The sequence below is a fragment of the Pseudarthrobacter sp. N5 genome (assembly GCF_050157035.1).
Taxonomy (GTDB): domain Bacteria; phylum Actinomycetota; class Actinomycetes; order Actinomycetales; family Micrococcaceae; genus Arthrobacter.
In genome coordinates, this window is the sequence record NZ_CP189593.1 from 2,045,957 (window position 1) to 2,070,319 (window position 24,363).

At 61.6% G+C, this 24,363-nt stretch carries 25 protein-coding genes, 1 tRNA gene and 1 pseudogene; 8 read left to right on the plus strand and 19 right to left on the minus strand.

Going from position 1 to position 24,363, the window contains the following annotated elements:
• Positions 1 to 37: 37 nt before the first annotated feature.
• On the plus strand, positions 38 to 1,525 hold the full coding sequence (gene pyk, locus ACQCST_RS09870) for a pyruvate kinase (protein WP_426995636.1): 1,488 nt from the start codon (positions 38 to 40) through the stop codon (positions 1,523 to 1,525).
• A 128-nt stretch (positions 1,526 to 1,653) separates the two neighbouring features.
• Here the strand turns inward: pyk and ACQCST_RS09875 are convergent, their stop codons facing one another.
• Positions 1,654 to 2,259 (minus strand): ANTAR domain-containing response regulator, encoded by a 606-nt coding sequence (locus ACQCST_RS09875; protein ID WP_426995637.1) that lies wholly within the window; start codon positions 2,257 to 2,259, stop codon positions 1,654 to 1,656.
• Positions 2,260 to 2,467: 208 nt separating this feature from the next.
• On the opposite strand from ACQCST_RS09875, the gene ACQCST_RS09880 reads away from it, so the two are divergent.
• Positions 2,468 to 2,548 (plus strand) — tRNA-Leu (locus ACQCST_RS09880).
• A 739-nt stretch (positions 2,549 to 3,287) separates the two neighbouring features.
• Positions 3,288 to 4,471 (plus strand): IS3 family transposase gene (locus ACQCST_RS09885; protein ID WP_426995638.1). Its coding sequence is split into 2 segments (ribosomal slippage): positions 3,288 to 3,549 and positions 3,549 to 4,471, totalling 1,185 coding nucleotides; the frame shifts between segments, so codons are not numbered across the junction.
• Between the two features lie 9 nt (positions 4,472 to 4,480).
• Here ACQCST_RS09885 and ACQCST_RS09890 read toward each other — a convergent pair.
• From ACQCST_RS09890 to ACQCST_RS09915, 6 genes are all read right to left on the minus strand, one after another.
• Complete coding sequence (locus ACQCST_RS09890; RefSeq protein WP_426995639.1) at positions 4,481 to 5,122, minus strand: hypothetical protein; 642 nt, start codon at positions 5,120 to 5,122, stop codon at positions 4,481 to 4,483.
• 77 nt (positions 5,123 to 5,199) lie between these two features.
• Entirely contained in the window at positions 5,200 to 5,721 is a 522-nt protein-coding gene (locus ACQCST_RS09895) for a PaaI family thioesterase (RefSeq protein WP_354167873.1), read from the minus strand.
• A gap of 47 nt (positions 5,722 to 5,768) precedes the next feature.
• Positions 5,769 to 6,266: a GNAT family N-acetyltransferase gene (locus tag ACQCST_RS09900; RefSeq protein ID WP_354167870.1), complete on the minus strand. Its 498-nt coding sequence runs from the start codon at positions 6,264 to 6,266 to the stop codon at positions 5,769 to 5,771.
• 149 nt (positions 6,267 to 6,415) lie between these two features.
• Entirely contained in the window at positions 6,416 to 7,258 is an 843-nt protein-coding gene (locus tag ACQCST_RS09905) for a hypothetical protein (protein ID WP_426999141.1), read from the minus strand.
• Entirely contained in the window at positions 7,198 to 7,395 is a 198-nt protein-coding gene (locus tag ACQCST_RS09910; protein WP_426995640.1) for an NmrA family NAD(P)-binding protein, read from the minus strand. The genes ACQCST_RS09905 and ACQCST_RS09910 overlap by 61 nt, the downstream gene beginning before the upstream one ends.
• A gap of 232 nt (positions 7,396 to 7,627) precedes the next feature.
• Entirely contained in the window at positions 7,628 to 8,443 is an 816-nt protein-coding gene (locus tag ACQCST_RS09915) for an oxidoreductase (RefSeq protein ID WP_426986374.1), read from the minus strand.
• A gap of 178 nt (positions 8,444 to 8,621) precedes the next feature.
• Between ACQCST_RS09915 and ACQCST_RS09920 the strand changes: the two genes are divergently transcribed.
• Positions 8,622 to 9,161, plus strand: coding sequence for a TetR/AcrR family transcriptional regulator (locus ACQCST_RS09920; protein ID WP_426995641.1), 540 nt, complete (start codon positions 8,622 to 8,624; stop codon positions 9,159 to 9,161).
• 241 nt (positions 9,162 to 9,402) lie between these two features.
• Here the strand turns inward: ACQCST_RS09920 and ACQCST_RS09925 are convergent, their stop codons facing one another.
• The 6 genes and pseudogenes from ACQCST_RS09925 to ACQCST_RS09950 form a co-directional block, all read right to left on the minus strand.
• Positions 9,403 to 9,639 carry an ATP-binding protein gene (locus ACQCST_RS09925; protein WP_426995642.1) on the minus strand — a complete coding sequence of 79 codons (237 nt, stop codon included), beginning with the start codon at positions 9,637 to 9,639 and terminating at the stop codon, positions 9,403 to 9,405.
• A gap of 127 nt (positions 9,640 to 9,766) precedes the next feature.
• Complete coding sequence (locus ACQCST_RS09930; protein WP_426995643.1) at positions 9,767 to 10,756, minus strand: tyrosine-type recombinase/integrase; 990 nt, start codon at positions 10,754 to 10,756, stop codon at positions 9,767 to 9,769.
• Positions 10,753 to 11,589 carry a tyrosine-type recombinase/integrase gene (locus ACQCST_RS09935; RefSeq protein WP_426995644.1) on the minus strand — a complete coding sequence of 279 codons (837 nt, stop codon included), beginning with the start codon at positions 11,587 to 11,589 and terminating at the stop codon, positions 10,753 to 10,755. Before ACQCST_RS09935 ends, ACQCST_RS09930 begins: the two co-directional genes overlap by 4 nt.
• Positions 11,590 to 11,685: 96 nt before the next feature.
• Positions 11,686 to 12,869 (minus strand): IS3 family transposase gene (locus ACQCST_RS09940; RefSeq protein ID WP_426995638.1). Its coding sequence is split into 2 segments (ribosomal slippage): positions 11,686 to 12,608 and positions 12,608 to 12,869, totalling 1,185 coding nucleotides; the frame shifts between segments, so codons are not numbered across the junction.
• Positions 12,870 to 12,960: 91 nt separating this feature from the next.
• Positions 12,961 to 13,991, minus strand: a pseudogene (locus tag ACQCST_RS09945) (IS630 family transposase).
• A 134-nt stretch (positions 13,992 to 14,125) separates the two neighbouring features.
• Positions 14,126 to 14,704, minus strand: a complete 579-nt coding sequence (locus tag ACQCST_RS09950) for an MFS transporter (RefSeq protein WP_426999142.1) — start codon at positions 14,702 to 14,704, stop codon at positions 14,126 to 14,128.
• 27 nt (positions 14,705 to 14,731) lie between these two features.
• Between ACQCST_RS09950 and ACQCST_RS09955 the strand changes: the two genes are divergently transcribed.
• Positions 14,732 to 15,915, plus strand: a protein-coding gene (locus ACQCST_RS09955; RefSeq protein WP_426995638.1) for an IS3 family transposase whose coding sequence is annotated in 2 segments (ribosomal slippage) — positions 14,732 to 14,993 and positions 14,993 to 15,915 — 1,185 coding nt in all. Because the reading frame shifts where the segments join, the coding sequence is not laid out codon by codon here.
• Between the two features lie 41 nt (positions 15,916 to 15,956).
• On the opposite strand, the gene ACQCST_RS09960 is transcribed toward ACQCST_RS09955, so the two are convergent.
• Positions 15,957 to 16,742, minus strand: coding sequence for an MFS transporter (locus ACQCST_RS09960; RefSeq protein WP_426995645.1), 786 nt, complete (start codon positions 16,740 to 16,742; stop codon positions 15,957 to 15,959).
• 58 nt (positions 16,743 to 16,800) lie between these two features.
• Entirely contained in the window at positions 16,801 to 17,544 is a 744-nt protein-coding gene (locus ACQCST_RS09965) for a GntR family transcriptional regulator (protein WP_426995646.1), read from the minus strand.
• Between the two features lie 268 nt (positions 17,545 to 17,812).
• Between ACQCST_RS09965 and ACQCST_RS09970 the strand changes: the two genes are divergently transcribed.
• Genes ACQCST_RS09970 through ACQCST_RS09980 form a run of 3 tightly spaced genes read left to right on the plus strand, consistent with a single transcriptional unit; the run spans position 17,813 to position 19,277 of the window.
• On the plus strand, positions 17,813 to 18,004 hold the full coding sequence (locus ACQCST_RS09970) for a hypothetical protein (RefSeq protein WP_426995647.1): 192 nt from the start codon (positions 17,813 to 17,815) through the stop codon (positions 18,002 to 18,004).
• A 15-nt stretch (positions 18,005 to 18,019) separates the two neighbouring features.
• Complete coding sequence (locus ACQCST_RS09975) at positions 18,020 to 18,910, plus strand: hypothetical protein (RefSeq protein ID WP_426995648.1); 891 nt, start codon at positions 18,020 to 18,022, stop codon at positions 18,908 to 18,910.
• Positions 18,885 to 19,277, plus strand: coding sequence for a hypothetical protein (locus tag ACQCST_RS09980; RefSeq protein WP_426995649.1), 393 nt, complete (start codon positions 18,885 to 18,887; stop codon positions 19,275 to 19,277). The genes ACQCST_RS09975 and ACQCST_RS09980 overlap by 26 nt, the downstream gene beginning before the upstream one ends.
• A gap of 373 nt (positions 19,278 to 19,650) precedes the next feature.
• Here ACQCST_RS09980 and ACQCST_RS09985 read toward each other — a convergent pair whose 3' ends face one another.
• The 4 genes from ACQCST_RS09985 to ACQCST_RS10000 all read right to left on the minus strand — a co-directional run bounded on the left by ACQCST_RS09985 (position 19,651) and on the right by ACQCST_RS10000 (position 24,010).
• Positions 19,651 to 20,448 carry an IclR family transcriptional regulator gene (locus ACQCST_RS09985; RefSeq protein ID WP_426995650.1) on the minus strand — a complete coding sequence of 266 codons (798 nt, stop codon included), beginning with the start codon at positions 20,446 to 20,448 and terminating at the stop codon, positions 19,651 to 19,653.
• A gap of 205 nt (positions 20,449 to 20,653) precedes the next feature.
• Positions 20,654 to 22,300: an L-glutamate gamma-semialdehyde dehydrogenase gene (gene pruA / locus ACQCST_RS09990; RefSeq protein ID WP_426995651.1), complete on the minus strand. Its 1,647-nt coding sequence runs from the start codon at positions 22,298 to 22,300 to the stop codon at positions 20,654 to 20,656.
• Between the two features lie 50 nt (positions 22,301 to 22,350).
• Entirely contained in the window at positions 22,351 to 23,025 is a 675-nt protein-coding gene (locus ACQCST_RS09995) for a GntR family transcriptional regulator (protein ID WP_426995652.1), read from the minus strand.
• A gap of 73 nt (positions 23,026 to 23,098) precedes the next feature.
• Entirely contained in the window at positions 23,099 to 24,010 is a 912-nt protein-coding gene (locus ACQCST_RS10000; RefSeq protein ID WP_426995653.1) for a proline dehydrogenase family protein, read from the minus strand.
• Positions 24,011 to 24,363 lie beyond the last annotated feature (353 nt).

Sequence of the window (24,363 nt, forward strand, 5' to 3'; positions counted from 1 at the left end):
CAACTTAATCAATGCAAGAGACTACTAGGGTAGGTATATGAGACGCGCAAAAATTGTGGCCACATTCGGACCGGCAATTGCCAGCTTTGAGAACACCCTTGCGGTGCTCGAAGCCGGCGTCGATGTCGCCCGGATGAACATGAGCCATGGCGACTACGCCGTGCACGACAACACGTATGTGAACGTCCGTAAGGCTGCGGCGCAGCTGAAGAAGCCGGTGGCCATCATGGCCGACCTCCAGGGCCCCAAGATCCGCCTGGGCCGCTTTGTCGACGGACCGCACGCACTCGCTGTCGGGGACATCTTCACCATCACCACGGAAGACGTTCCCGGAACGCAGGAGATCTGCTCAACCACCCTGAAAAGTCTCACAGAGGACGTCAACGTTGGCGACGCCCTCCTGATTGACGACGGCAAGGTGGCTCTCCGCGCCATCGAGGTTGACGACGTCAAGGTAGTCACCGTAGTTACCGTCGGGGGAATGGTTTCCAACAACAAGGGCATCAACCTGCCCGGTGTTGCCGTGAACGTCCCGGCGTTGAGTGAAAAAGACGAGGACGATCTCCGTTGGGCCATGCGTCGTGGCGCTGACCTCATTGCCCTGTCCTTCGTCCGCGACGCATCAGACATCACCCGCGTCCACGAAATCATGGATGAAGAAGGCCGACGCGTACCGGTGATCGCCAAGATCGAAAAGCCGCAGGCCGTCGAACAGCTGCACGAGATCATTGACGCCTTTGACGCCATCATGGTGGCCCGCGGTGACCTTGGCGTGGAGCTTCCGCTGGAGGAAGTGCCGATTGTCCAGAAACGCGCCATTGAACTCGCGCGCCGCTGGGCGAAGCCGGTCATTGTGGCGACCCAGGTGCTCGAATCGATGATCGACAACCCGCGTCCCACCCGTGCGGAAGCATCCGACTGTGCCAACGCGGTGCTCGACGGAGCAGATGCAGTGATGCTTTCCGGCGAGACCAGCGTTGGCAAGTTCCCGATCGAGACCGTCAAGGTGATGGCCAGGATCATCGAATCCACCGAAGTCCACGGCCTCGAGCGCGTTCCTCCGCTGGGCACCAAGCCCAAGACCCGTGGTGGCGCCATCACACGTGCCGCCGTCGAAATCGCTGACCAGCTGGAAGCAAAGTACATCTGTACCTTCACCCAGTCAGGTGACTCGGCGCGCCGACTGTCCCGTCTGCGGCCCATCAAGCCGGTCTTCGCATTTACGCCGGTGGAGCAGGTCTGGAACCAACTGGCACTGACCTGGGGCATCCAGCCTGTATTGGTGCCGATGGTCGGCCACACGGACGAAATGACTGCCCAGGTGGACCGCAGCCTGCTGGAGATGAAGCTCGTGGAAGACGGTGACCTGGTGGTCATCGCCGCCGGTTCCCCTCCAGGGAAAGCCGGTTCCACCAACTCCCTCAAGGTACACAAGGTGGGAGACCTCGCAGACAGCTCTCGCCTGGGCGAGCCGTCCGCGAACAAGGAAAAGCTCGGCCCGTGGCCGGAAAAGAAGAAGAAGTAAACAGCGCGCCGCTGACTGCCTGAGTCTTCTTGGGCAGTTGTGAGACGCACAGACACAAGGGAGGGTTCCCGCCGGTTGGCGGGAACCCTCCCTTTTTGCCTTTGCTCCGTCAGCCGGAGCGATTGGTGCTAGTTGACCTGATTGATGATGGTTTCTGCCACTTCGCGCATGCTGAGGCGGCGGTCCATGGAGGTCTTCTGGATCCAGCGGAACGCTTCCGGCTCAGTCAGGCCCATCTTGGTGGTCAGCAGGCTCTTGGCGCGCTCCACCAGCTTGCGGGTGGCGAACTGCTCCTGCAGATCGGAGACTTCGCTTTCGAGGGCCTTGATCTCTTCGTGCCGGGAGAGCGCAATCTCCAGCGCGGGGATCAGGTCCGCCGGGGTGAAGGGCTTGACCACGTAGGCCATGGCGCCGGCGTCGCGCGCACGCTCCACGAGCTCCTTCTGGCTGAACGCCGTCAGCAGCACCACGGGCGCGATGCGTGCCTTGACGATCTTCTCCGCGGCTGAGATCCCGTCCATCACGGGCATCTTGACGTCCATAAGCACCAGGTCGGGCCTGAGCTCCTCAGCCAGCTGCACGGCCTTCTCACCGTTGTCTGCTTCGCCCACAACGTCATAGCCTTCGCCGCGCAGGATCTCGATAATGTCCAGGCGGATCAGTGTTTCGTCCTCCGCAACAATGACCCGGCGCGCCGGCTTGGACGTGGGGTTTGACTCCGTCTGTTCTGACACGGGATCTCCTTGAAAAGGTACGGCGGGAACGCACCTGCCTGAGGTGTGCGCCCGCAGCTGTAGTGGATCTGCATGGTTCATTGCGGCGTCACTGGCGCGATTCTGGAATTCAGCCTATCTGCATGTAGAGTAATTTCGCGCACTGGAAGCAATCGCGTTGCTCACAACACCCGTTTGAGCCTACGATTGTTACTCGCGCGCGATCCGCGCCCGAGTGGCGGAACGGCAGACGCGCTGCACTCAAAATGCAGTATCGAAAGGTGTGTGGGTTCGAATCCCACCTCGGGCACAGTGTTTCCGCAGTTCAGAGGTGTTTTTCTCTGAAATTGGCACTTTTCCGTGTGCACAATGTGCACACTCTTGCCTCTGACCTGGTTCTCGGGGGTGTGTGGGTTCCCGGGCCCCTGTTCGGTTGTGTGGGGGAGTGGGTTCAGTCCGGCCAGCCGGGTCCCGACTGAACAGACTCCCTCTGGGAGTTCGTCCTTGGTCCTTCCCGTGGGTTTCGTCTTCACCAGTCCATGGCGGCTAGGGCCGGAGACAACATGACCTGCTGACTATTTGTGGCCCTGGATCGTGGCTGACGGCCAGTTCCGATATAGCTGTTCTGACTCGTTCACGTCGGAATGTCGGTGACGGAGGCCGCGGCCCCCATGCGGCTCCTCGCTTGGGTCGTGAACGTGGCCATTGAACAGGCCCCCACGGCCAGGAATATTTCATCTCCAAACCTGAACAGCGGCTCCAGGTCTGTCTCCGCCGAGACGCGGCTCCTCAATTGAGCCCACCAAGCCATGAGGATATCGAGCAGGGATGAACGCCACGTGCTGCGCGTCGTGATCCTCCCACCGGTAACCACCAGTTCTCAGGATGGTCTTCAACGAAACGGTGAGACTGGTCCTTCACTCACGGGTCACTCAATCCGACTATTCCCGATCATCTTTGGGTAGCGCTCACCCAACAGGTGAGCTGCCGCGGAGTTCTCGGACAGTGGGCCCTCTTAAAATGGGGGTCTACTGAAAGTAGAGATCAGCATGACTGCAGCACGCCGGCGTTTCACCCAGGAGTTCAAAGACGAGTTGTGCCGTGAGGTGATCAACACGTCCAAGCCCATCAAGGACGTTGCCACCACATACGGTGTCGGCCCCGAGACTCTGCGCAATTGGCTGAACAAATACCGCGAGGCCAACGGCGGCACTGAGACGGACCTGACGGTCTCGGAGCGGGCCCGCCTGAAGGAGCTCGAGAGGGAAAATCAGGAGCTGCGCGCGGAGACTCTGTTCCTGAAAAAAGCAGCCGCTTACTTCGCGCGGGAGCAGCGGTAGTGAGCAAGTACGAATACATCGACTCCCAAAAGACTGAGCCCGCCAACCTGAATTCGGTCGTGAAAATGTGCCGCTGGTTGGGAGTCTCAACGTCCGGTTTCTACCACTGGCTGACGCGCCCGCAATCGGCGACTGCCACCCGGCGCAAGGCACTGATAGCGCGGATCCAGCACTATTTTGAGGAGTCCGAAGGAACGTACGGGTATCGCCGAATCCATGCCGACCTCGCGGCGGAACAGATTGAATGTTCGCCCGAGCTTGTGCGGCAGGTCATGCGCCAGGAGGGCCTCCTGGCCTGCCAGCCGCGGCCATTCCGGGCGACCACCGAGGCCGACGCGTTGGCCGCGGCCAACATGCCTGACCTCGTCAAGCGTGACTTCACCGCCACACGTCCCGGGGTGAAGTTCGTCGGCGACATCACTTACATCCACACCTGGCAGGGGTTCATTTACCTGGCCACCGTCATTGACTGCTACTCGAAGAAGGTCGTCGGCTGGTCGATCGCCGATCACATGCGCACTGAACTCGTGGCGGACGCCCTCAACAACGCCGCCGCAACGACCCTGATCGAGCCTGACGCGATCTGGCACTCGGACCGCGGCAGCGTGTATACCTCGGCCGGGTTTCGGGCCTTGGTGACCAGTCTGGGGATGCGCTCATCGATGGGCCGCACGGGCGTGTGTTGGGATAACAGTATGGCGGAATCTTTCTTCTCGATGCTCAAGAACGAGCGTGTTTACCGGACCGTTTACGCCACGAAATCACAAGCACGCAGTGACGTTATCCGCTACATCGAGGGATTTTACAATAGTCGGCGCCGACACTCAGCGCTCGGTTACCGACGGCCTAACGAAGTCCACTATGGTTATCAACAGCCAGCCCTGGCAGCGTAGAAGAATTCACTAATTCCGCTGTCCGAAATCCTCGCGGCAGCTCAAGGTCCGGGAGATTGTCGTAGGTTCCTCGTGCCCGACGGGCAGCTGACAAAGCTCGCCGCCCGTCATCAGGCGCACGGTGACGACGGTTCCTATGACCAGCCAGAAGGACGCGCCGATGCCAAACGCGGCCATGGCCGCACTATGGGCGTGGACGGTTGAGAATCCGATGCTGGCAACGAAGAATCCGCGCACGACGGGCAGCAAGTAGCCGGGATGGATGGATTGCATGGATACCCCGCCGGTGATCCAGTGAGCGAGGAGCTGGGCAGCGACGATGGCAAGGGCGGCAATGAAAGCCGTGCACAGCCAGGCGCCCCATGGCGGCAGATACTGGCTGCAGTGCGACGAAAGCAGGATCCCCACCAGTGGGATGAAGGATGCAAAGGGCCCCGCCAGTTGATGTCTCAGGTCGGCCCGGAATGCTCCTCTTCTGCGAAGGCCACGGAACACGTAGACGGCGGTCAGGACCAGCCACAGAGAGCTGGCTGCTCCGTAAAGAATTTCCTCCGGCCATACCGGGGATCCGAGAGAGCTCCTCGCGGCCGACCAGCCGCCGCCGAGACCGGCAAGCGCCAAGGGAATGCCGAAGCGGCTCAAAGCCGGCATTCCCGAAGGGGTGGCCGGGGACAAGGCGCGACCCTGAGATGTAGGCGTCAGCGCAACATCGGTACCGGTATCAGTCATCATGTCAGGGCGCCCGGTTGGTGGGTGAAGATGAGCAGCGTGCTCGTCGCCGTGGCGAGGAGCTCTCCACTGGCGGTGCTGAGGTGGCCTTCGGTGAATATCACGCGCGAGCCGGATTTCACGACTGACCCCTCTGCGCGAAGAGCACCCTTCTGGAGCGTGATGGGTCGCAGGTACTTGACCGTCAGGTCGATGGAGGTGTAGCCGATCCCTGCTTCCAGCGTACTGTGTGCTGCGCAGCCGAGCACCGTGTCGAGGAGCGTGCAAGCCAGCCCGCCGTGCACGTTTCCGAGGGGGTTGTAGTGCGCTTCTCCCGGCCAGCACTCGAACTCGACGTGTCCGTACTCCGCATCGACGAGATCGAAATTCATGAGGGAAGCGATCGGCGGCGGCGAAATGCTGCCGTCGCGGAGCCCGGAAAAGTAGTCCAGACCAGACAGTCGTGGCAGTTGTTCGAGCGCCATTGCTGGATCCCTCCAGGTGAAGGTTTCCGAGCGTTCCGCTGACGTGTTGGTTGACATAGGGGTTTCCTCCTTGGGTTCTCTGCGGGTCTTGCGGGTTCTGGGACTCAACCCTCAAGTTCCTTCTCGAAGCAGACTGACGACGGTATGGCCGTGTTGTAGGGCGGATACACCGGAATTTCTCTGTAGCCGATCTTTCGGTAGAGGGCTTCTGCTTCTGGTTGTTTGCCACCGGTTTGAAGAATGACCCGCCTGGCGCCAGCCGCAGCTGCGATTTGCTCCAGTCCGGCCATGAGTTGAGTCGCGGCTCCGAGGCCACGCGCTGCGGGGTCAACGATGACACGCTTGACTTCCCACTCCCCGTCCAGCAGGCGAAGTGCCCCGTGCCCTATCGCGTGCCCGAAGGAGGTAACGACGAGGACATTCGCGACAAAGTCTTCAGCCGGGACGCTTAATGCAGACCTGGCGGCAGCCGGAAGGGTGGGCACTTCCGCCGTGGCGTACCGGGCGAGGAGTTCCTTGTTCAGCAGATCCAGTAATCGGGCAGCACGCGGATCTTCAAAACTAACTTCCTCCAGATTCAGAGCCAACTTCTCAGCCGACACGACACCCTCCTTCAGATAACCGTGGTCGCAATTCCTACTTTGATCATGCATTTTCTGGGCGGCGCTCCTCTATTCCCAGCCGCACTGGAGTCCCCAAGCCGGGGACTCCAGTGCGGCGTCACTGTTCTGCTCTGGGGCCGCTCAGTGGCTCAGGCAGACGCCAGCTTCCGGATGCGGGGATGGTTCTCCAGCGCCCACCGCACGGTCTTTGGCGGGCGCCCGAGCAGGGACTCCAGCTGTTCGCTGACTCCGGCGGCGCCGTAGCGTCCGCCGGCGACCAGTCGCGTCAGGGACTTCAGGTGCTCCGCAACGTGTGGATGGGCGGCCAAGGCACTGTCCACGTACTGCTTGTTCCAGGTTTCTACATCTTCGGGAATGTAAGTGACCTGGCGTCCCAGCGCGGCTGCGTAGTCTTCCGCGAACTCGTGCATGTCTTTCAGTTCCGGACCGGTGAGCTCGTAGGACTTCGAGATGTGCGGTGCCGGGTCGAGGAGGATCTTCGTGCATAGTTCCGCGACGTCGTAACCGGCGATGGGCGCGAACCGCTGGGCGCCGAAGGGCAGGCGCAGTTCGCCATTGCCCAGCGGCTCCAGCGCCAGCCAGGTCAGGATGGGGTTCTCTACGAAGATGGCCGCCCGCACGTTGACGGTCGGCACACCGGACCAGTCCAGCACCTGCTCGGCGACCCAGTGGGCCCGATGCTGCGGCGACCAATCCGTGACGAGTCCGCCGAGCCACGAACGCCGTTCTTCGACTGGTGCGGTCATCTTCTCGAACGGCATGAACCACTGCTCGTACTCGGAGATGTTGACGAAGACCTCGATGTCGCCCTTGGCCCGCGCCGCCGCGGCCATCAGACTGACGGCGTCGGTGTAGTACGGCGACAGGCTCATGCTGAAGTAGATGCGTCGGCAGCCCTTCAGTGCGGCTGTCACGTCGGCGATGTTGAGCAGGTCACCGACGAAGACCTCGGCCCCGCCTGGCGGAGTGATTGCGCGCGTTCGTCGTCCTGTCGCACGAACGCGCGCACCGGGTGCCCTTGTTCAAGCAGCATGTTGACCATCGTCCTGCTCACGCCACCGATTTCGCCGGCCGCGCCGGTGATCAGGATGGGATTGCGCTTTGTCATTTGTGTCCTTTTGTCTGGTTGGGGTTGTCTGGTTGTGGTGGGTCAGATGTTCAGAGTGTCCAGGATGTACTTGGCGACCGTCGTGGGCTGCTGGAGGTGGAAGAAGTCCTCCCCGTGGGCGAAGGTGATGAGTAAGATGACAGCCTCCACAAAGACCCAGGGCCCTGTCCCAGCCGAATGATGCCGGAGAGCCGGGGTGGCTCATTAAAAAGGTTGCTGGGAAGCGCGTTAGTTAGCTGGGCAAGTGGTTCAGCTTGCGAATCTGGCTGTCGAAGGCCGATGCAGGGACGTAGCGTCGGAGCATGCTGACCTGCCGGACGCGGGAGCCGGCGGCATATCGGAGCTTGGGCTTGGAATCCTGAGCGGCGGCAACCACTGCGTCGGCAACCACTGATGCTGGATGGCCTTCCTTCATGGCGCCAGCCATGTACTCGGTAAAGATCGCCCGCTGTTTGGCGTAAGTGTCCATGGGCTTGTCGGCCTGCAGGTTGTTGGCTTCAAAATCGGTGTCGGTCCAGGCCGGCTCCACCAGGACTGCGCGGACACCGTGCTCCCGGAGTTCGTGGTCAAGAGATTCCGTGTACCCCTCGATCGCGTGCTTTGAGGCAGAGTATGTGGCCATGTACGGCTGCGGAATGAAGCCGACGATCGAGGAAAGATTCACGATGCGCCCCGATTTCCGGGCGCGCATGTGGGGCAGAACCGCCTTGGTCATCCGCATGACGCCGAACACATTGATGTCGAACACGCGGCGATCCTGGTCAAGCGAGCTTTCTTCGGCTGCCCCCGAGGACCCGATGCCCGCGTTGTTGACCAAGACATCGATCTTTCCGAAACGGTTGATGACCTCTTGGACTGCAGCTGCAACGGAGTCGTCACTGGTGACGTCTAGGTCAACGAATGTCACTCCGGGGACGGGCGTGACGCCTGCCGAGGTGCGGCTGGTCCCGACGACCTCGTATCCCGCTTCCGCCAGGGCGGCAGCTGCCGCCTTCCCGATTCCTGAAGATGCACCCGTAACGAGGGCTACCTGCCGTGCTGTTGTCATCGCCTGCTCCTGCTGCTGGTTGGTGAAAGTTATCACTAGTGTAGCTATTATTAAATGAACTGCAACAGTTCTGTTCTATTTGCTCGGTTAGGTGCGGCTTGACGGTAGCGGTTACGATGGACGGAGGAAGATCGGAGGAACTGTGGCGAGACCCCTAAGGGCTGACGCAGAGAGAAGTGTGCGGGCAATTCTGGAAGCAGCAGAACAAGTGCTGAGCCATGATTCAGGCGCTTCCATGGAGCAGATCGGCGACGCTGCCGGGGTGGCCAGGACCACGGTTCATCGCCGCTTCGCCAACCGCCAGACCCTCATCGACGCCTTGGCGATCTCGGCCATACAACAGCTGGCCGAAGCCATCGAAGAGGGCAGGCCAGATACAGCCCCACCTTTGGTGGCGCTGTACCGGGTAACCGCCAACGTCTTGAAGACCAAGAACGCCTGGAAATTCACCCTCGGCAATCCCACGGCAGACACCAGCGCCGCCGCGTTAATCTGGGAGAGGATCAACACGCGCTGCATGGATCTACTCACCAGGGCACGGCGAGAGGGTCTACTGGACGCGGCCGCAGACCTGGAGTGGACCCGCCAGGTCTACTACGCCCTCATGAGCGAGGCCTTGCAGCGGCCCACCCCAGGATCAGAAGACGCCGACACCGATGCCCTGGCTGAGCTGGTCGTTGACACCCTGCTCCACGGTGCCGGGCGGCGGACCCAATGACGACCAGGTCCTCCTCCCATACTTACCGTCGGCAGGGGAAGGTGCCGCAACGTATGGAATTCCAACGTCTCCTAAGGCAAATGGTCATCGTTTGGCGGAAGACAGCTTTGGAAGCCACCCCACCTGATCTGTTTTCTGCAGTGTCAATGGCCAATAATTTGTGCCCACGGCCAGCAGAAATGCCCGCTTGAACTCGCCCAGGTGTTCGGTGGTGTTGGCCATGTCGGGGTCTGGGTTTAGTTCATTGGTGTGACTCCTTTCCGCCCAGGGCCTGGCTGAGGCGGATCGATTCCCCTGAGGTCTGGTAGACGTGCGCGTGGTGCAGCAGCCGGTCGACGGTCGCCGTGACGAGGGATTTGGGCATGAGCTCGTCAAAGCCGGCGGGATGCAGGTTTGAGGAAACCGCGATGGACCGTTTCTCATAGGCGGCGTCGACGAGGCGATAGAGGCCCTCGGCCGCGTCCGTTCCGACCGGCAACAGCCCGATATCATCGACCTATGCGGATGTCCGCATAGATTGACCTATGCCGAGCCCGTGACTATGCCGAGGTGTCCGCCAGGTCGGGCTGGTGTGCGGGGTCCGGGCCGGTCGCGGGTCGGCATAGTTACAGGCTCTCGAGGAACGCGAGGATCTTGTCTGGTGGGTGGTATCGGCCAGGGCTCGCGGATGCTGGCGTGGTGAGGGCGAGGGCTTTCTCCTTGATGGTGATGTCGGCGTGGACGTAGGCGTCGGTGGAACGGACTCCGGCGTGGCCGAGCCAGAGGGCGATCACCGACGGGTCGACCCCGGCTTGGAGCAAGGTCATCGCGCAGCTGTGACGAAATACGTGAGGGTGGATTTTCTTGCCCGATAGCGATGGACATGTTCGGGCAGCGGTCGCTGCGTGGGTGCTGACCCGCAGCGCGACGGCGTCGCGGCTGAGCCGCCGCCCGGTGCGGGTCGGGAACACTGGCTCGTGGGGTTTTCCGGCTCGTTCTGCCAGCCAGGAACGCAGCAGTCCCTCGACGGGAGTGGTGATTGGAACGGCGCGTTGTTTGCGTCCTTTGCCTTCGCATCGGACGTTCGCGCCGGTGCCCAGCGTGACATCGGCGCAGTTCAGGCCTGTGAGTTCGGAGACCCGCAGTCCGGTCTGGATGGCGAGGAGCATCAGGGCCCTGTCGCGCCGTCCTTCCCATCTGGACTGGTCCGGGGCCGCGACGAGGGCGTCGATCTCTGGCGGGGTCAGGAATGTCACTGTGCGCTTGTCGAACCGCTTCGGCGGGATGGCGAGAACACGCTGGATCAGCAGCGCATGCTCGGGATGACGCAAGGCGGCGTAGGAGAAAAGTGAGCGGATTGCTGTCAGGCAGACGTTGCGGGTCCTGACGCTGTTGTGCCGTTCATTCTCCAAGTGGGTAAGGAATCCTGAGATTGTGGTCGCGTTCAGGTCGTCCCAGTCCAGTTGTGATGGCGACTTGCCGGTCCGTGCGTGGATGAACTCCAGGAGTAGCTTCAGGGCGTCGCGGTAGGCCGCGATGGTCCGCGGGCTGGCTTGGCGCTGTTGGGTGAGCCGGTCGGTGAAGAACATCTGCAGTGTGACTGCGATCAGCGTCATGATCGCACCGCCGTCCAGCCGGTATTCTGGCGTGCCGCGGCCAGGGCGAGCAGTTCCGGCGCAGCCGAAAGATACCAGTAGGTGGATGCCGGTTCACGGTGGCCGAGGTAGGTCGATAGCCATGGGAGTTTCGCCTGCACTTCCTCGCCGGTGCGATACCAGCCGAGCAGGGTTCGGACCGCGAAAGTGTGCCGGAGATCGTGAAGCCTCGGAGCCGAGGGCGCCCCGTCCCCGACCCCGGCGGCATCGACCAGGTGCCGGAATGTCGGGCATACGGCCGCGTAGCAGAGGCGTTTGTGCGTCTGGGACACGAAGAAGCTTGGCTCCTTCGGTCGGGGTTCGAGCTCGTCGCGGAGTTGGGCGTATGCGCTCAGTGCCTGCATGGCAGTGCTGTGGAGTGGAACCAGCCGGGATTTGCCGAATTTGGATTCGCGGATCAGCAGCAGGCTCTCGGTCCAGTCGATGTCGCTGCGGTCAAGCTTGATTGCCTCGCCGATCCGCAGACCACCCGCTGCCAGCAGGCCAACCAGGGTCTCGTAGGTCGCGGCCCGCAGCGGCGACCGGATCAAGACGCGGGCCCTGCCCATCAGAGCTTCGATGTCGGCTGTGGAGTAGATGAACGGTCGGCGCCATCTTTGCCGATGCGGCATCAGACCCAGCGGCGGGATCTCCGTGCCGGGGTAAATGCCGGTCAGGTAGCGGGCGAACCCGCGGGCTGCCGTCATCCGTCGCGGCCCCACGGTCGTCGGCTGGCCTGTCGGGGATTGCTGCGCCCAGTCCAGTGCCGCTTCTATGGACACCGTGGACGCTCCGCGGGTGTCCAGATAAGCCACGAAGCTTGGCAGCAGCCACCGGGCCTCGGCCAGTTCGTGTCCGAGCGAACGATGAGCTGCCGCGAGGATTTCGGACAGCGGAATTAGTGAATTCTTCTACGCTGCCAGGGCTGGCTGTTGATAACCATAGTGGACTTCGTTAGGCCGTCGGTAACCGAGCGCTGAGTGTCGGCGCCGACTATTGTAAAATCCCTCGATGTAGCGGATAACGTCACTGCGTGCTTGTGATTTCGTGGCGTAAACGGTCCGGTAAACACGCTCGTTCTTGAGCATCGAGAAGAAAGATTCCGCCATACTGTTATCCCAACACACGCCCGTGCGGCCCATCGATGAGCGCATCCCCAGACTGGTCACCAAGGCCCGAAACCCGGCCGAGGTATACACGCTGCCGCGGTCCGAGTGCCAGATCGCGTCAGGCTCGATCAGGGTCGTTGCGGCGGCGTTGTTGAGGGCGTCCGCCACGAGTTCAGTGCGCATGTGATCGGCGATCGACCAGCCGACGACCTTCTTCGAGTAGCAGTCAATGACGGTGGCCAGGTAAATGAACCCCTGCCAGGTGTGGATGTAAGTGATGTCGCCGACGAACTTCACCCCGGGACGTGTGGCGGTGAAGTCACGCTTGACGAGGTCAGGCATGTTGGCCGCGGCCAACGCGTCGGCCTCGGTGGTCGCCCGGAATGGCCGCGGCTGGCAGGCCAGGAGGCCCTCCTGGCGCATGACCTGCCGCACAAGCTCGGGCGAACATTCAATCTGTTCCGCCGCGAGGTCGGCATGGATTCGGCGATACCCGTACGTTCCTTCGGACTCCTCAAAATAGTGCTGGATCCGCGCTATCAGTGCCTTGCGCCGGGTGGCAGTCGCCGATTGCGGGCGCGTCAGCCAGTGGTAGAAACCGGACGTTGAGACTCCCAACCAGCGGCACATTTTCACGACCGAATTCAGGTTGGCGGGCTCAGTCTTTTGGGAGTCGATGTATTCGTACTTGCTCACTACCGCTGCTCCCGCGCGAAGTAAGCGGCTGCTTTTTTCAGGAACAGAGTCTCCGCGCGCAGCTCCTGATTTTCCCTCTCGAGCTCCTTCAGGCGGGCCCGCTCCGAGACCGTCAGGTCCGTCTCAGTGCCGCCGTTGGCCTCGCGGTATTTGTTCAGCCAATTGCGCAGAGTCTCGGGGCCGACACCGTATGTGGTGGCAACGTCCTTGATGGGCTTGGACGTGTTGATCACCTCACGGCACAACTCGTCTTTGAACTCCTGGGTGAAACGCCGGCGTGCTGCAGTCATGCTGATCTCTACTTTCAGTAGACCCCCATTTTAAGAGGGCCCACTGTCCGAGAACTCCGCGGCAGCTCACGACGCAGTTGCAGGTAACCCGCTAGTGTTCCGTGTTAATGGTTTGTTTGCGTTTCATCTTGCCCAGGAGATAGTCCGCTGATTTGGTCCAGGTGAATGGTTTGGCGTCCTGGTTGTAGTTCTCGATGTAGCGTTCCATGGTTTGTTCCAGCTCTTTCACCGAGCTGAACGCACCGCGTTTGAGGCACTGGCGGGTGATGATCCCGAAGAAGATCTCCACCATGTTCAGCCAGGAACAGCTGGTTGGGGTGAAGTGCAGGCGCACGCGCGGGTTTTTGGCCAGCCAGTCCTTCACGTTCTGATGCTTATGCGTCGCGTAATTGTCGCAGATGACATGCAGTTCAACCCCGGGGTGGGCGTCGGCGACCCGGCCCAGGAAATCGACGAACTCGATGTTGGTGTGCTTTGGGTAGAAGGCGTTCGCGCTGAGTTTGCCGGTGAGGACCTCCAGGGCGGCGAACAAGGTGGTGGTGCCGTTGCGTTTGTAGTCGTGGGTCTGCTGCAGCGGGTGCGTCGAGGACAACGGCTGATCCGGGCCGGTGCGGGACAGCGCCTGGATTTGGGTTTTCTCATCGATGCTCACGACCACCGCGTTTCCGGCGGGGACATGTACAGGCCCACCACGTCCCGGAGCTTGAACTCCAGGGCGGGATCAGTGGAGAACTTGAACGTCTCGATCCGGTGAGGCTGGATTTTCCAACGGCGCCAGATGCGGGCCACCGAGGAAAAGGAGACTCCGTGGCGTTCGGCCATGATGCGGGCGGACCAGTGCGAGATCCCAAGCTCGGCCGGCGGCTTCCCGTCGTTGGTCAGGGTGTCCGCGATCAGGGCAAGCTCGTCGATCTCCCGCTCCCGTCCCGGGCGCTGGACATCGGACAGGGCCTCGATCCCGCCCTCGGCATAGCGGTTGCGCCACTTCAAAACCGTGGGTGCCGAAAACCCGGTGATCTTCTCGATCTGGATATTCGGCATCCCGTCGGCAGCCAACAAAACCGTGCGCGCCCGCAACGCCAATGTCGCGGAGGAAGAATTCCCACGAGTCAACGCCTCCAAGAACCCCGGTCCCCGTCACGCAATTCCAAAGCCCTTGCCAGATAAACCATGGATCAAGTCTGACAAAAAACCATACCCAAAGGAATCAACGACACGCTACACTAGGGGTACGGCTCGGCGAGCTTCGCCAGCAGCTAAAGCGACGCCGCCTCCTCCAGTCCGAGTCCTCGGGTTTCGGGGGCCATCCTAAGGCTGACGAGGAAGCCGACCAGTGTGATGCCCGCGGCGATCAGCATCGTCGCTCCGATCCCCAGCTCGGTCAGCGAGAGCGGAACAAGGTAGGTGCCTGCTGCCGCGCCAATCCGGCTCAGCGAGGATGCGAGTCCAACGGCGGTTCCCCGCACCTCGGTCGGAAAGAGTTCGTTGGGGTACACCCACTGCAGGATTTGGGTTCCTCCAATAAAAAGCGCATATCCTGCAAAAAGAAGCATTGTGACGGTCGGGGAAGACTGGGGGAAGAGGCCCAATCCCAGCAGGGCAAGGCCCGACCACAAGAAACTGTGGAGGATCACCTTTCTGCGTCCCAGGCGATTGATTAACAGGACGAACACCACGGTTCCCAACAAAAAGAGGACGGTGATGACAGCGGATCCAAAGTTGGCCCTGGTCCCGCCTAGGCCGAGCGCGTCGAGGATCCTGGGCGCGAAGGCATAAATCGCGAACAGCGGAATTGAGCTGCCGCGGAGTTCTCGGACAGTGGGCCCTCTTAAAATGGGGGTCTACTGAAAGTAGAGATCAGCATGACTGCAGCACGCCGGCGTTTCACCCAGGAGTTCAAAGACGAGTTGTGCCGTGAGGTGATCAACACGTCCAAGCCCATCAAGGACGTTGCCACCACATACGGTGTCGGCCCCGAGACTCTGCGCAATTGGCTGAACAAATACCGCGAGGCCAACGGCGGCACTGAGACGGACCTGACGGTCTCGGAGCGGGCCCGCCTGAAGGAGCTCGAGAGGGAAAATCAGGAGCTGCGCGCGGAGACTCTGTTCCTGAAAAAAGCAGCCGCTTACTTCGCGCGGGAGCAGCGGTAGTGAGCAAGTACGAATACATCGACTCCCAAAAGACTGAGCCCGCCAACCTGAATTCGGTCGTGAAAATGTGCCGCTGGTTGGGAGTCTCAACGTCCGGTTTCTACCACTGGCTGACGCGCCCGCAATCGGCGACTGCCACCCGGCGCAAGGCACTGATAGCGCGGATCCAGCACTATTTTGAGGAGTCCGAAGGAACGTACGGGTATCGCCGAATCCATGCCGACCTCGCGGCGGAACAGATTGAATGTTCGCCCGAGCTTGTGCGGCAGGTCATGCGCCAGGAGGGCCTCCTGGCCTGCCAGCCGCGGCCATTCCGGGCGACCACCGAGGCCGACGCGTTGGCCGCGGCCAACATGCCTGACCTCGTCAAGCGTGACTTCACCGCCACACGTCCCGGGGTGAAGTTCGTCGGCGACATCACTTACATCCACACCTGGCAGGGGTTCATTTACCTGGCCACCGTCATTGACTGCTACTCGAAGAAGGTCGTCGGCTGGTCGATCGCCGATCACATGCGCACTGAACTCGTGGCGGACGCCCTCAACAACGCCGCCGCAACGACCCTGATCGAGCCTGACGCGATCTGGCACTCGGACCGCGGCAGCGTGTATACCTCGGCCGGGTTTCGGGCCTTGGTGACCAGTCTGGGGATGCGCTCATCGATGGGCCGCACGGGCGTGTGTTGGGATAACAGTATGGCGGAATCTTTCTTCTCGATGCTCAAGAACGAGCGTGTTTACCGGACCGTTTACGCCACGAAATCACAAGCACGCAGTGACGTTATCCGCTACATCGAGGGATTTTACAATAGTCGGCGCCGACACTCAGCGCTCGGTTACCGACGGCCTAACGAAGTCCACTATGGTTATCAACAGCCAGCCCTGGCAGCGTAGAAGAATTCACTAATTCCGCTGTCCGAAATCCTCGCGGCAGCTCAAATGATGGAGCAGGTCCAGAAGACGGAAATGAAGAAGATACGGCCGCCGTACCCGGACCGGAACAGGACGCCGGCACTCACGCGATCGGCCGCGGCAGACTCGAAGCTCGCCAGCTTCACGCCGTCACCGAAGACCCGGGCAACAACGGCTCTCGCTTCTTCCACTCGCCCTTTGTTAGCGAGCCATCGAGGGGATTCGGGAGTGCCGTGCCGGAGGATGAGGAAGACCAAAGCCGGGAGCGTGGCGCTGGCCAGCATCCACCGCCATCCGTCAGGTCCTGTTTGGAGCAGCAGTTCACCCACGATGTAGGCGACTGCGGCACCCACAAACCACATGACGATCAGGCCGCCCACTAGGGGTCCCCGATATCTTCGAGGAGTAAACTCAACGAGCAGCGACGTGGCTATCGGGTAATCGGCGCCCACCGCGATGCCTATCAGGAGCCTGAGCGCAAATAATCCAAGCGCGTCCTGAACCCAAAATTGCAGCGCTGAACACAAGACGATTGCGGCGAGGTCAAGAGTGTAAAGCGTTTGCCGTCCGAACTTATCGGTCAGCCATCCGCCGAGGAATCCGCCAAAGAAGATTCCTACGAGCGCAGAGGCGCCGATCAGGCCTTCCCAGTAGACAGTCAGCTCCAGTTGTGGAGTCGCTTGGACCAGCGCAACGCCGATGATGCTCAAGACGTAGCCATCAAGGAAGGGACCGCCGGCTGAATAGACAGCCAGCCGCTTATGGAAGCTGTTGAGGGGAAGGTCCTCTACGTTTACTGATGGTGGCATCACCTTGAGTGTCCTACAAAAGACCGATCCTGACGAGACCGCTCCGGGTGAATGATGCCTACTGGGGGACGAGGCGCTTCTCAAGGCGCTGGCGCGCGCTGGCCAGGGATTGCTTGGTCAGCTTGGTGGCTTCCTTGGCATCCCTTGCCCGGGCGGCTTCCAGGATGGCAGGTTGCGGGGTCCAGAGGCTGTCGTCGTCGTGCTCGATTGCTTCTGTGGCACCTATGACTTTGTACGGCCGGCACTGAAGCCAGAGGTTCTCTATGACCTGCAACAGCACCGGGTTGCCGCCTGCGGAATACAACGTGCGCAGCAGGTCTTCGTCGTCGTCCAGGGCGTCCCACACGCGGCGTTCGGTGACCGCTTTTTGCATTCGGGCGCAGGCAGCCTCCATGCGCGCTACGTCAGCGTCAGTGACGTTGGCAGCTCCGCGGCGGGCGGCCTCAATCTCCAATGTGGCCCGTACTTCGTAGATATGGATCAGTTCATCGACGGTGAATTCACGGACGACTGCCCCCCGGTGGGCCGCCACCCGAGTGGCCAGCCCTGTCTCTTCCAGCCGGCGAATGGCTTCCCTGACCGGCATCACGCTTGTACCGACCATCGCAGCAACGTCCCGGACCCTTAACGGGGAGCCCCCGGCCAAGTCGCCGGTGAGAATCGCGGTGCGCAGGGCCTCGTAGACTTGATCCGCTACAAGGGTGGGTGTGATCGAAAAGGCCGGAAAGGATCCGGACTGGGCCCCCAACAAGGGCTTCTTGATCTCCTGTTGGTGGGCAGCATCCGCTTTTTTTCCTGGCATGGAACGATCCTAATGGCGAGCGGCCCTGTTTTGCTCGTATTGCCAGTGTCAAGCGTCATGCACACACTCCTAAACATGATCCAAAAATCTCCAGCCCAGCTATTGCGTGATTTGTGATCACATATCTAAACTGGAGTAAAGGCGCCAAGCACGCCATAGAGAAGTCAAGTAAGCAGTAGCGGCACGCACCCAGTGCCATATCACCGACAGAGGCCGGGCCCCAAGGACAATAATTGTCCAAAGCCACTAAGACCAGGAAACCGCAGCCATGAAGAAGCTGACAGCCCCAAGAACCACCCAGCAGCGCCTGCACTGCGACGCACTTCCAGCCTTGAAGCAGGAAGCGGCCGACCAGCGCACCTGGACAGGTTGCACCGGTGGAGAGTTTTCGCTGGATTGCCCCTTCTGCTGGAGCCCCGAACCCAGCCGTCAGCGCAACGTGGCTGACGGCCTGTGCTGAAACCCTGAGGACCGAATGTCCGAGCGTCACAATCAGCCCACAATTAAGCCGCTTCCCGGAAGCCTCTCCGGAACCCGTGTGGCGGGGATCGTTGATCGCGTTGGAACTCCTGTGTGGATCTACGATGCGGGCACCATCCGTGCACAAGTTGATCAACTTCGAAACTTCGATGTCATCCGATACGCACAAAAGGCAGGATCAAACATCCACATCCTCCGCCTGATGCAGGAGCTGGGTGTACTGGTAGACGCGGTATCTGCTGGCGAGGTCCTAAGGGCGCTGACCGCCGGATACACACCTGGCACGGCTGAGGAGCAGATTATCTTCACGGCGGATCTGTTGGACCGCGAAGCGTTGAAGCTGGTTGCTGAGCGACGGATACCGGTGAACGTAGGTTCACCACAGATGCTGGAACAGCTGGGACCGGCCTCGCCCGGCCACGCTGTGTGGCTCAGAATCAACCCCGGATTCGGGCACGGCCATAGCCGCAAGACGAACACCGGTGGCGATCACAGCAAGCACGGCATCTGGCACGAGCATCTCGCAAAAAGCCTGGACCTCGTCGATCGGCACGGGTTGAAACTGGTCGGCTTCCATATGCACATTGGCTCCGGCGTCGATTACTCCCATCTCGAGCAGGTGTGCGACGCCATGGTTCAGCAGGTCAAACGGCATGGCCGGGACCTTGAGGCGATATCGGCCGGTGGCGGCCTCTCCATTCCCTATGCTCCGGACGACCCGACCGTGGACACGGAACGGTACTTCAACGTCTGGGACGCCGCGAGACGCGAGATCAGCGACCATTTGGGTCACAGTCGCGCAGTCAGGAGTGCTTGCTGCCGAAATATGGGCGAGCAAGCAGGTTGCCCACAACCACTTTTTGCTGGTCGACGCTGGTTTCAATGACCTTGGCCGCCCGGCCATGTATGGCAGCAGGCATCATGTGACAATCCTCGGTGCCGACGGATCCCCGCGCTCGGGTCCGCTTTCCGACGTCGTGCTCGCCGGGCCGCTCTGCGAGGCCGGTGACGTCTTTACGCAGTCCGAGGCAGGCGAAGTTCAGACCATGAAGCTGCCTGAGGCCGGGCTTGGCGACCTGGCTGTATTCCATGACACCGGCGCCTACGGCTCCAGCATGTCGTCAAACTACAACTCCCGTCCGCTCATACCGGAGGTCCTCGTCGACGGCGACATTACTACGCTGATACGACGCCGCCAGACGGTTCAGGAACTGATCGGCCTGGAAACGGACGCAGCATGTGAGCTCCGCTGACGAGAAGAGTTTGCCCGAGGCCCGGCAATGCCAGGCTGGAGGCAAGGTGCACATCCCACGGGCCTTCCGCAACACTGGCGCTGGCACGTCCGCGGGGGCGCGTCAGCTCGGGGATCACGCCGTCGCCACCTCGGTGGCTACAATTCCCGCCGGTCCCCCGCAACCGCACTGCGCTCGGCGTCCTTGGTGGTTCTCCGGATGAGGAATGCGGGGCGGGCAGCACGCCAAGGACAAACAGGTATCGCCAGCTGAGCTCTGAGGGTGCCGCGGACGGCCTCGCCGGCGAGGACGCATTGATGCGCTGACGTTGGCGGCGCCCCTCGCCGCGGTGCCGCCATCGCCGTCGTCGGCCTTAGGAATGCCGCAACCCGCGTCAGACGGGTGCAGTCACATGGCCCAGGTCCGCGGCTGCCTGGCAGGTGCAGTCGATGAACCGGGCACGGGCGTCCTCTGACTCGGCCCGTTCAAGTGGGACCATGGTGGTGACGACGCCTACGAGGCCGCCGGCCTCGACAAAGACGGGGGCGCTTACGCCCCAGATGCCCGGAGCGAGGGCGCCCGAGCTCGTTGCATAGCCGACCTCCCCGATCTCAGCGAGGTCGGCACGGATGGTGGCTTCTTCTTCTCGGCCAAGGAAATGCCCCGCAAGAATTGCATCGACTTCATCCTCCGGCACGGCGGACAACATCGCCCGCGCGCTGGCCCCGTGCAAAAGCGGACGCGAACGTCCGGCAGCGTAGCTGCAACTGAGGATATGGGTGCTCTCCACCGATTCGACGCAGAGGGCCTCGCCGCTGCTCTGAACAAGGAAGGCAGCCAACTCTCCGGTTTCCCGTGAAAGCTGTTCAAGCCGCTGCCTCACCGCCCCTTGTGCCAAGGCTTCATTGCGGTAGTTATCGGCTAGCCGCACCACCTCCGGCCCCGCTGAATAACGGCCGATAACCTGGCTTCCCACGACGAAGCCGGCCTGCAACAAGGTCTGGAGATGCCGGTAAACAGTGGACACTGGAAGCCGCAGAAGGCCTGAAATCTGCGAGCTGCTAAGGCTCCGGTGGCGGGCGAACAGCAGCAGGATGGACATCGCCGTCCCGCGTTCGTCACGCCGTTTGGGTGACGCGGTTGAGGCATGGTCAGGGGCCGTTGGTTTATGCGTGAGAATACGTTTCTTCATGGGAGAACTTCCGTGGCTGTGTGGAAGGCCGGAGAGAGGGCAGCAGCCGCCGCCTGAGCATGATCAGGCGGCGGCTGCTGGAAGCCGTTCGGAGCGTTGCGAGAGAAGCCCGACGGCGGTTGGAGGCTGAGTGCGCCACAGCGCACCCAGCCGGTCACGGGAGGCCTTGGTCAGTGGGGCCTTAGATTTGTTACTGGGCTGCCTATTATTGGGCCAGGTACGGCTGGCGCCATTCGGTGGACGGGGAGAAGTTCTCGTGGATGAACCGGCCGCTGAGCCACCGCTGCAGGGCAAGGCGGGAACCGGCCTTGTCATTGGTGCCGGAGCCGCGGCCACCGCCAAAGGCGACCTGTCCCATGAGGGCGCCGGTGGGCTTGTCGTTGATGTAGGTCATGCCGGCAGCATTGCGGAGCTTGTCCAGTGCCAGGGAGACGGCCCGGCGGTCGTTGGCGAAGATGGACAGGGTCAGGGCATAGTTGCTGGTCTGGTCCACCAGATCCAGGACGGACTCCCATTCGTTGTCCTCGTACACGTAGACCGTCAGGAGGGGACCGAAGAATTCCTCGCTCATGGTGAAGGCGTGGGGATCGGTGGTCTCGAAGATCGTGGGTTCGACGAACCAGCCCTCTTCGGCGTGGACGTTCCCGCCGGCCAGGAGGGTATGGCTCGGGAGGGCCTTGGCCTTCTCGAGGGCAGCCTCGATCTTGCGCAGCGACGTCTCGTCGATAACTGCTCCGAGGAACGTCTCGTGCTCGGCCACATCGCCCACCCGCAGCGACTTGACGGTCTCGACAAGTTCGTCCTTGATCTGGTTCCAGACGCTGCGCGGGATGTAAGTGCGTGATGCCGCGGAGCACTTCTGGCCCGAGTACTCGAAGCCACTGCGAACCAGGGCAGCGCGCAGGGCGTCCGGATCGGCGCTGGGGTGTGCCACCACAGCGTTCTTGCCACCGGTTTCGCCTACCAGGCGGGGGAAGGAGCGGTACTGGTCGATGTTGTCGCCGGCTTTTTTCCAGAGGCTGCGGAACACATCCGTGGAACCCGTGAAGGTTAGGCCGGCAAAGTCCGGGTGGCTCATCGCCTGGTCGGAGATCGCCCGGCCCGAGCCGTGGACGAGGTTGATGACACCTGGCGGAAGGCCGGCTTCCTCGAACATCCGCATGAGGACGTCATTGCTGAGGGCCGCCTTCTCGGAGGGCTTCCAGACAACGGTGTTTCCCATGAGGGCGGCGGTGGTGGGCAGGTTGCTGGCAATGGCGGTGAAGTTGAACGGGGTGATGGCCAGGACGAAGCCTTCCAGGCCACGCTGGTCCAGCGAGTTGCCTTCGCCCTGCAGGGACTCGGGCTGGTCAGCGAAGATCTGCTGGGCAAGGTGGGCGTTGTAGCGGAAGAAGTCCGCTACTTCGCTGGCGGCGTCGATCTCTGCCTGGTGGAACGTCTTGGACTGCCCAAGCATGGTGGTGGCTACCAGCTCGTCACGGTACTTCCCCGCGGCGAGGTTGCCGGCACGCAGGAAGATCGCGGCGCGTTCCCACCAGGGAGTCCGGGACCAGTCGTGCTGGGCGGCCAGGGCCGCGTCGATCGCAGACTGAACTACCGCCTCATCTGCCGTGGGAATGCGGCCCAATACCTGGGAGTGGCGGTGGGGAGCCGTGACGTTGCACAGCTCACCGGTCATGGAGCGTACTCCGTTGATGACGTGGGGAAGGTCGCGGACGCTGGCTGTAACTTCGGCGATCTTCTTCTTGACGTCGGCTGCTTCGGGGGATCCCGGACGGAATTCGCGCGAAGGCTCGTTGTAAGGGGTGGGTACCTTGAAGTTTCCAGCAACGCTGACTGACTGAGTGGCCATTATCCGGCTTTCTCCTCTGCGATGTGCCGGGGCAGTACGCCCCGGGTTGGTTATTGGGTTTCGAGCCGCAGCTCCAGCCGGCGCAGGGCGCTGGCGAGGGAGTCCGCGGTGATAGTGGTGGTTGCGGCGGTGTCGCCGTCGATGAGTGCCTGGACCAAGGCTGGTTGCGGAGTCCAGAGCGTGTTGTCGTTCTTGGCAAGGGCCTCCGTTGCGCCGATCACCTTGTAGGGCCGGCACTGGAGCCAAAGTTGTTCGATAATACTGACGAGCACGGGATTACCCGAGGCCCTGTACAGGGTCCGGAGAAGATCCTCATCCAGGTCCAGGGCGTCAATGATGCGACCTTCCGCGACGGCCTTCTGCATCTTTTCGCAGGAGGATTCCATCTCCCGCAGGTTCTTGCGGCTGACGTTGGGGGCTCCCTGGGTCGCAGCTTGTACCTCGAGGATGGTCCGTACGTCGTAGATATGAATCAGTTCGATGGCAGTGAATGTCCTGACTACTGCACCCTTGTGGGGGATGCGGGTGGCCAGCCTTGCTTCCTCCAGGCGGCGGATTGCCTCCCGGACGGGCATGACGCTGGTGCCTACCATTGCTGCCAGATCGCGGACCCGAAGGGGTGACCCGGATTCCAAAGTGCCAGTCAAAATGGCGTTCTCCAGGACCTCGTACACCTGGTCAGCCACCAACGTGGGGGTGACTGGACGGGTCATTTCAAGGCTCATGGAGTACTCCATTTCCAGCTCGCGGACACTAAGCGTGATATTTGATCACAATTCAGCTTACGTCAATGCCACATCAGCCTCCAATGAGGGAGCGAAGGAAGAGCAGCAGGTTGGCCGGTTTCTCAGCCATCCGGCGCATCAGGTACGGGTACCACTGCGTTCCGTAGGGGAGGTACACGCGGACGCGGTATCCGTCGCGGACCAACTCATCCTGCAACTTCCTCCGGACGCCGTACAGCATCTGGAATTCGAAGTCCCGCTTGTCCAGTCCAAGCTCGGCCGCGGTTTCCTTGACCACGTCGATGCAGGTGTCGTCGTGGGTTCCGAAGGCCGGGTCCGGCAGGTGCTGCAGCGCCCAACGGGAAAGATACTTGTATTGCTCAGTGACCTCGTCCGCATTGCACAGTGCTGCCGATGGGGACTCGTCAAAGGCGCCTTTGACAAGACGGATCCGGGGCTTGATGTCCGTGAAGGACAAGAGGTCCTCGGGCGTTTGGCGCATGTTGGCCTGGATGGCCAGCCGGGTGTTGGGATGGTCCGGCAGGATGCTCTTGTAAATGGCGAGGGTTTCCCGGCCCACCGAGCTGTGTTCCATGTCGACCTCCACGGTTGCCCCGTGGGTGGTGGCAGCGTTCAGAAGGGCCTTCAGGTTGTTCGCACACTCCTGGGGGTCGATCATGATGCCAAGCTGGGAGAGCTTCACCGAGACGGTTGAGCCCGGGGCCTGGTTTCGAATATTCTCGATGGCTCCCTGGTATTCCTGGGTGGCCGCTTTGGACTGGGCAAGGTGGTGTACCGACTCGCCCAAAAGATCCAGGCTGACATCGATACCACCCCGGTTGAGGGCCTTCGTGACAATCCAGGCTTCGTCCAAACCGCGGCCCGCGACATACCTGTCCACGATGGGCCGGGTTAGCCGATTGCGCGTGGCAATGGCTTCAAGTTTCTTATTCTCTGCGACATGCAGGAGAAGTCTGTTCGGCATAGGTGCACTTCCTAAGAGTCGCCGCGGTGGGACCGCGGTTCCCGGCTGCCGGCCATTCCCTGGATGCGGGGGCCTGGACAGCTAATGTGGCCCAACTCTCTTTCGAGGGTTGTTCAGACAACATTAGCTTGTGATCACAAATCACACAATGGCTATCGTGGAACAAATAAAAAAGACGTTCCCGGGGTTGAGAACAGTGGCAAGTCCGTGCTTAGCTCTGTCCTACCAACGGCTTTGCTTGGATGATGGCCGGCATATTGGGGGCCATTTCACCCGCGCCAGAGCGGGCCCCGGAAACCAAAGACCTTCACCTTGGCGTCCGCCCGCCCCCAAAGTAGTCGGCCGGCCGCGCA

Coding starts and splice junctions, on each gene's coding strand:
- pyk (WP_426995636.1), top strand. CDS start 38: ATGAGACGCGCAAAAATTGTGGCCACATTCGGACCGGCAATTGCCAGC.
- ACQCST_RS09890 (WP_426995639.1), bottom strand. CDS start 5,122: ATGCCGGCTTTGAGCCGCTTCGGCATTCCCTTGGCGCTTGCCGGTCTC.
- ACQCST_RS09895 (WP_354167873.1), bottom strand. CDS start 5,721: ATGTCAACCAACACGTCAGCGGAACGCTCGGAAACCTTCACCTGGAGG.
- ACQCST_RS09910 (WP_426995640.1), bottom strand. CDS start 7,395: ATGACAAAGCGCAATCCCATCCTGATCACCGGCGCGGCCGGCGAAATC.
- ACQCST_RS09915 (WP_426986374.1), bottom strand. CDS start 8,443: ATGACAACAGCACGGCAGGTAGCCCTCGTTACGGGTGCATCTTCAGGA.
- ACQCST_RS09930 (WP_426995643.1), bottom strand. CDS start 10,756: ATGACGCTGATCGCAGTCACACTGCAGATGTTCTTCACCGACCGGCTC.
- ACQCST_RS09960 (WP_426995645.1), bottom strand. CDS start 16,742: ATGCCACCATCAGTAAACGTAGAGGACCTTCCCCTCAACAGCTTCCAT.
- ACQCST_RS09965 (WP_426995646.1), bottom strand. CDS start 17,544: ATGCCAGGAAAAAAAGCGGATGCTGCCCACCAACAGGAGATCAAGAAG.
- ACQCST_RS09970 (WP_426995647.1), top strand. CDS start 17,813: ATGAAGAAGCTGACAGCCCCAAGAACCACCCAGCAGCGCCTGCACTGC.
- ACQCST_RS09975 (WP_426995648.1), top strand. CDS start 18,020: ATGTCCGAGCGTCACAATCAGCCCACAATTAAGCCGCTTCCCGGAAGC.
- ACQCST_RS09985 (WP_426995650.1), bottom strand. CDS start 20,448: ATGAAGAAACGTATTCTCACGCATAAACCAACGGCCCCTGACCATGCC.
- pruA (WP_426995651.1), bottom strand. CDS start 22,300: ATGGCCACTCAGTCAGTCAGCGTTGCTGGAAACTTCAAGGTACCCACC.
- ACQCST_RS09995 (WP_426995652.1), bottom strand. CDS start 23,025: ATGAGCCTTGAAATGACCCGTCCAGTCACCCCCACGTTGGTGGCTGAC.
- ACQCST_RS10000 (WP_426995653.1), bottom strand. CDS start 24,010: ATGCCGAACAGACTTCTCCTGCATGTCGCAGAGAATAAGAAACTTGAA.